This is a genomic window from Vibrio sp. 10N.261.52.A1 (assembly GCF_002876325.1).
Taxonomy (GTDB): Bacteria; Pseudomonadota; Gammaproteobacteria; order Enterobacterales; family Vibrionaceae; genus Vibrio; species Vibrio chagasii.
Genome location: NZ_MCYD01001132.1, coordinates 1 through 5,580 on the forward strand (window position 1 = coordinate 1; position 5,580 = coordinate 5,580).

The 5,580-nt window shown below is 49.4% G+C and carries 5 protein-coding genes; all 5 read left to right on the plus strand.

Annotation, left to right across the window (positions count from 1 at the left end; all coding sequences use genetic code 11):
• Positions 1-146 precede the first annotated feature (146 nt).
• A complete protein-coding gene (locus BCT81_RS24250; RefSeq protein ID WP_102426128.1) occupies positions 147-1,283 on the plus strand; it encodes an efflux RND transporter periplasmic adaptor subunit in 1,137 nt (378 codons plus the stop codon).
• Positions 1,276-2,547 carry a TolC family protein gene (locus BCT81_RS24255; RefSeq protein WP_038889916.1) on the plus strand — a complete coding sequence of 424 codons (1,272 nt, stop codon included), beginning with the start codon at positions 1,276-1,278 and terminating at the stop codon, positions 2,545-2,547. Before BCT81_RS24250 ends, BCT81_RS24255 begins: the two co-directional genes overlap by 8 nt.
• Complete coding sequence (locus tag BCT81_RS24260; protein ID WP_102426129.1) at positions 2,544-3,788, plus strand: ABC transporter permease; 1,245 nt, start codon at positions 2,544-2,546, stop codon at positions 3,786-3,788. Before BCT81_RS24255 ends, BCT81_RS24260 begins: the two co-directional genes overlap by 4 nt.
• Positions 3,789-3,790: 2 nt before the next feature.
• The gene (locus tag BCT81_RS24265) at positions 3,791-5,074 is read left to right on the plus strand and encodes an ABC transporter permease (protein ID WP_102426130.1); all 1,284 of its coding nucleotides are present in this window, start codon (positions 3,791-3,793) and stop codon (positions 5,072-5,074) included.
• 19 nt (positions 5,075-5,093) lie between these two features.
• Positions 5,094-5,580, plus strand: a 487-nt coding sequence (locus tag BCT81_RS24270) for an ABC transporter ATP-binding protein (protein WP_198596955.1), incomplete at its 3' end; no start/stop codon positions are given.

The window sequence follows — 5,580 nt, forward strand, 5'->3', positions numbered from 1 at the left end:
GGATTATCCATCTAACTTACTGTCAATAGCTATCTGACATAGCCATACCAAATATTACAAACTCGCGACATTAAAGCCGATATGATTCTAGAACTTTATGTTCATAAGATGGTCACAAGACTACACAAAAATAATCGGTATCAATAATGGCAAAAATTTGGCTTGTCTCTGCTGTGAGCGTTGCATTGCTTGGCGGCGGTGCATATTTTTATCTGCAATCTTCTACTCAACCAGAGGCGTTTCCAACGCTGGCGGTGGAAAAGGGAACCATTGAAAAACAAGCGGTAGCGGTCGGCAATATTGTCCCTGCGCACTCGGTGTCTATTAAGTCGCAAATCGATGGCATCGTGGGCGAGATGTACGTGCAGGTCGGTGAGAAGGTCAAGCAAGGCCAAGCATTGATTAAGGTTCGCCCCAACCCGACGCCGCAAGCATTAACCGATGCATCAACAGATCTCATGCGCAGCGAAGCCGACTTAGAATCCGCTAAGCAAAAGCTGGCTAACCTTGAAAGCTTGGTGAAACAAGACATCATTCCAAACAACTACGACGAATACGTCAGCGCACGCTCAGCAGTGAAATCCGCTCAAGCGAACGTACTGCAAAAGCGCCAGAATCTAGAACTGATCCGCAGTGGTGAAGCTTCCATTGGTGATGCCCGTTTAACCTCAACCATTTATGCACCAATCGATGGCACAGTATTAAACCGCAAAGTAGAAGTCGGTGAGCCAATCATCTCGACCGAATCCAGCCAAGCGGCGACAGAAATGATGTCTCTGGCAGACATGAACAGCCTGATCTTCAAAGGCAGCGTCAGCGAGCACGATGCCGGGCAGCTTTCCCCGGGCATGCCTGTATTACTTACCGTTGCGCCTTATCCTGATATGGAAATTTCCGGAGTGTTAACCAAAGTTGCGATCCAATCAGAGAACCTTAACTCGCCAGAAGGTAACGCGACGGCAAAAAGCTTTGATAACGGATTTGAAGTGGAAGTTGGTGACCTGAAGATCCCGAAAGAGATCTTACTGCGTTCGGGTTTCTCGTCCACAGCACAAATCACACTGAAGAAATCTGAGAACGTCTTAACCTTGCCAGAACGAGCACTGCAATTTGATGGCGATACACCAAACGTATTGATTCCAGATAGCTCAGAGCAAGGTTTCCACAAACAAAAAGTGAAGCTTGGTTTGTCGGATGGCATCAATGTAGAAGTATTGGACGGCGTTAAGCTAGACGAAGAAATCATCGATAACAGCATGATGATGGGAGCCGCGCATGGCTAAGCGAAATCTATCTAAAATCGGATGCGCGATTCTGGCCGCCACACTCAGCTTACCAAGCTATGCCATCTCGATTGAACAAGCATGGCAACAGGCGAAGCAAAATGACCCGAACTACGAGAAAGCCAAAATTGGTGTTCAACTCGGTGAAGTGGGTGTTGATGCAAGCCGCAGCTCACTCTTACCCGGCTTAAGTGCGACGGCATCGGCGAATTGGAATGAATCCGCCGACAACACCAACAGTTATGGCGCATCGCTTTCTCAAACCATCTGGGACAGCAGCTTGTGGTCAGATTTGGATCAAGCCAATGCCAACTACATTAAATCTCAGCTAGAGCTTGCTCAGTCACACAATGAACTTGCACAAAGACTACTCTCGTCTTACTTGGATGTGGCAAGCGCGCAGGGGGATCTGCAACTGGCGCAGTCCAAACTGGAAGAAGGCAACAAACTGCTAAAGATCATCGAGAAGCGTTACCGAGCAGGTAAAGTGAAATCCGTTGATGTCGAAGAGATCCGTGCGACACAAGTTGCCGATAAAGCCGGTATTTTGAATGCGCGCTCAGACTTAGAAGTCAAACGAGCAGAGCTGGCGGCTTTGATCAACCAAGTTCCACAAGACGTTGACCAAATTCGCACTGACTCCCTTGTTCAACCACCAATGATGGTGGAATCACAAGAACAATGGTTAAAGCTTGCTAAAGACAGCAGCCCAGAGTTGCTGGTGGCAGCTCAGAACGTCAAAGCCAGCGAGTTTGCTAAAGACTCAGCCCAAGGCGGTTACTACCCAACGGTGAAAGGTAACGTTGGGTATAACGATGATGACAGACGCAAAGACGGCGAGTTCAGCGCTGGCATCACACTAAGCGTGCCGATTGACTTGAACGGCGCAACGCGTGCCAGAGTGGACGAAGCGTCACTCAATACCCTCAGCGCAAAACAAGACTTACGTCGAGTCGAAATCGACATCCAAAAGCGCGTGATTCAGCAATTTACTCAAGTCGACATCAACTGGAATCAAGTCTTAATGGCGAACGAGCTGGTGACTTCTCGTGAGAAAGTGTTGCGCAGCAAAGAGAAACTTTACGATGCCGGCTTGTTAGAAGTCTCGGAAGTGATCAGTGCGCACAACAGCTTGTTTGAAGCGAAAAACAGCCTGCAAAACAACCTGTACAACTACTGGCGTCAGCGTATCGGCTTGTTGCAAACCGCAGGTAAGTTAGATGACGACACCATGGTACTGATCTCCCGAGCATTTAATTCATGATCCGTCTATTGCAACAAACGTTATTACAGCAAACCTTATTGCAGCAAACATGGCAAACACTGATGGCGCATCGCATGAAGAGCATGTTGGCCATCGTGGCGATTGCTTGGGGTGTGATTTCGGTTGTGGTGTTGATTGCATTGGGTGAAGGTTTTTATCGCCATCAAACTCAGCAGTTGTCGTTTATGGTCAACAATGTGCAAGTCGCCTTTCCGTCGAGCACCAGTAAACCTTGGCATGGCTTACCCCTGAGACGCCAGATCCAGATCCCGCAGGATAAGGTCGATATGATCGAACAATCGGGTTTTGTGAAACAAGCATCCAGTGTTTATGCCAAGTGGGATGCGAACGTCACCAATGAAAAAGGGCAGAACCTGACGAGCTTCGTCAGTGGCATTGACTCCCATTACTTCTCGTTGATTCAACGTAAGTTAGAGCAAGGTTCGCGTAACCTTTCACCCAGTGATATTGCCAACCACACCCGTGTTGCGATTTTGGGGGATCAAGTCGCTAGGATGGGGGGAATTCATGTCGGGCAAACCACCAAAGTCAATGGCATTCCATTTTTGGTGATCGGCATTATGAAAGACGAAGATGCGGGCATTTCATTTGGTGACAGCCGCAGAGTTTTCATCCCTCATACCACGTACCTTGATTTGTGGGATACCAAGCCTTGGATGCTGCTACTCAAGCCTGTCGACGGCATGGATAGCAACGCATTCCGACAAGCCATCGTTAACTTTTATGCCAAACAATTGCACTTTGACCCGACCGACAAAGAAGCGATTAACTTGCCAGACTTTAGCGAGGGAGCGGCGGTGATCACGGGGATTTTCCGCGGCATTCAAATCTTCCTGGGTGCAAGCGGCGCAATGACCATGGCCGTTGGTGCACTTGGCGTTGCGAACATCATGTTCCTCTCTGTGACAGAGCGAACGCGAGAAATCGGTGTACGCTTGGCAATTGGCGCGACGCAAAAATCCATACTCAGCCAGTTCATCCTTGAAGGATTGTTATTGGTGACCGTTGGTACCGCACTTGGCTTAATGGTGGCTTACTTGGTGGTCGCACTGCTCGGGTCTATGCATTTACCAGATTGGTTAGGCTTTCCTGTGATTACGCCAGATTCCATTACTTGGTCATTATTGGTGACTCTCGTTCTGGCGCTGCTGGCGTCTTACTTTCCGGCAAGGCGAGCATCGCGTCTCACCCCCGTAATAGCATTAAGTGCGAGGGCGTAAATATGTTGCTACCAATGAGACAAATCTTTCAGGAAATGGCAGCAGAAAAGCTGCGTTTGGGATTGACCATTCTTGCCGTTGCATGGGCGACCCTATGCATCGCAGCCATGCTGGCGGTGGGCGAGGGCATTCGCCAAGGCGTATTAAGAACAGCGCAAGATGGTAACGGGAACCTGATTTACTTAACCGGAGGCATGGCGACCGTCGATTATGGCGTGTTCCACCAAGGTAAATTTCTCACCTTAAAAGCCGACGATACCGACGTAATTAAAGCCTTGCCTGAGGTGAAAAGCGTTGCGCCAACCGCCGTTTGGGATGAGCGCATTACAGTCGGTGATCGAGGAATATGGCAAAAACCACTCGCCGTCACGACAGACTTCGCATCGATGACCAACTTAATCCCAATGGATGGCGGACGTTGGCTCAATCCACTTGATCAAAAAGAGATGCGTAAAGTCGTTGTGTTGGGCTATTCACTGGCTGCGGATTTATTTAACCCTAATGAAGACTTCAGCTGGTTTGCCCCCGTGACACTGCAAACCAATCCTGTCGGCGAAAAGGTCAAGATTGGCAGTGAAGAGTTCACCGTAATTGGTGTGTTGAAGAAGAACAGCGCCGAAGTTGAGCAGGGCGACCAAATTAACTATTCCAGCTTTGTGCCTTTAGCCACGTGGCAGCGCTTTCATACTAACGGCGATATCGGAGGCATCAACGTCGAGCCGCAAGCTCATGCTGATCGTGAAAAACTGGCAAAGACCATTCGTCAGGTGATTGCTCGTAAACACGGCGCCAGTGTGAGTGATGAGCAAGTCGTCCAAGTGGAAGACATGTTCCTCAAACAGAAAAGCATGCAGCAGTTCTTGATTGGTTTACAAAGCTTTCTTGGCATCATCGGCTTTGTCACGCTGGCTGTCGCGGGCGTAGGGATTGCGAATGTCATGTACGCGACCGTAAAACGTTCCACCCGAGACATCGGTGTGCGCATGGCAGTCGGTGCCACGCCAACAGCCATTCGTCTTCACTACCTAGTACAATCGCTGATGACCATGATGCTCGGCGGTGTACTGGGGTTAGGTGTGACGTACGCGCTTGTATCGGCCATCAGCGCCATAAACCTAGAGGGCAACACCTTTTATGAACACCTTGGAAAACCGGTCCCTGAGCTGTCTTGGATCGTGGTTGCGATAGTGATTTCCACCCTAGTGTTTATTGGTGTCGCTTCTGCATGGCTGCCTGCAAACCGCGCCGCAAAAGTGAGCCCGCTGGAGGCACTACAAAGTGAATAACAAGAATTCTGGAGACAAGATGTCGAACACGCCACTGGTTGATTTGACCAACATTTGTAAATACTACTCAAGCGGAGAGGCGGAAGTTCGTGCGCTAGATGGCGTCGACTTAACCATCAACCAAGGGGAATTTCTTTCCATTCTTGGTCCGTCTGGCTCGGGTAAATCGACTCTGATGAACATGCTGGGCTGCCTAGACAAACCGACCGATGGTCAATACCAATTGGGTGGTCAAAACGTCGCAAGTTTAAGCCCGAACGAGCTAGCCGGTATTCGCAACCAAAAGATAGGCTTTGTCTTCCAAAGCTTTAACTTGTTGGAATACGCGACAGCATTGGATAACGTGGCACTGCCGTTGGTTTACTCTGGCATCAAAGCCAAAGAACGTCGCCAGCGCGCCGCTAAATTGCTAGAGCAAGTCGGACTAGGGGATCGCCTCGACCACAAACCAAACCAGCTTTCTGGTGGTCAAAAGCAGAGAGTGGCGATTGCAAGAGCCCTAGTTA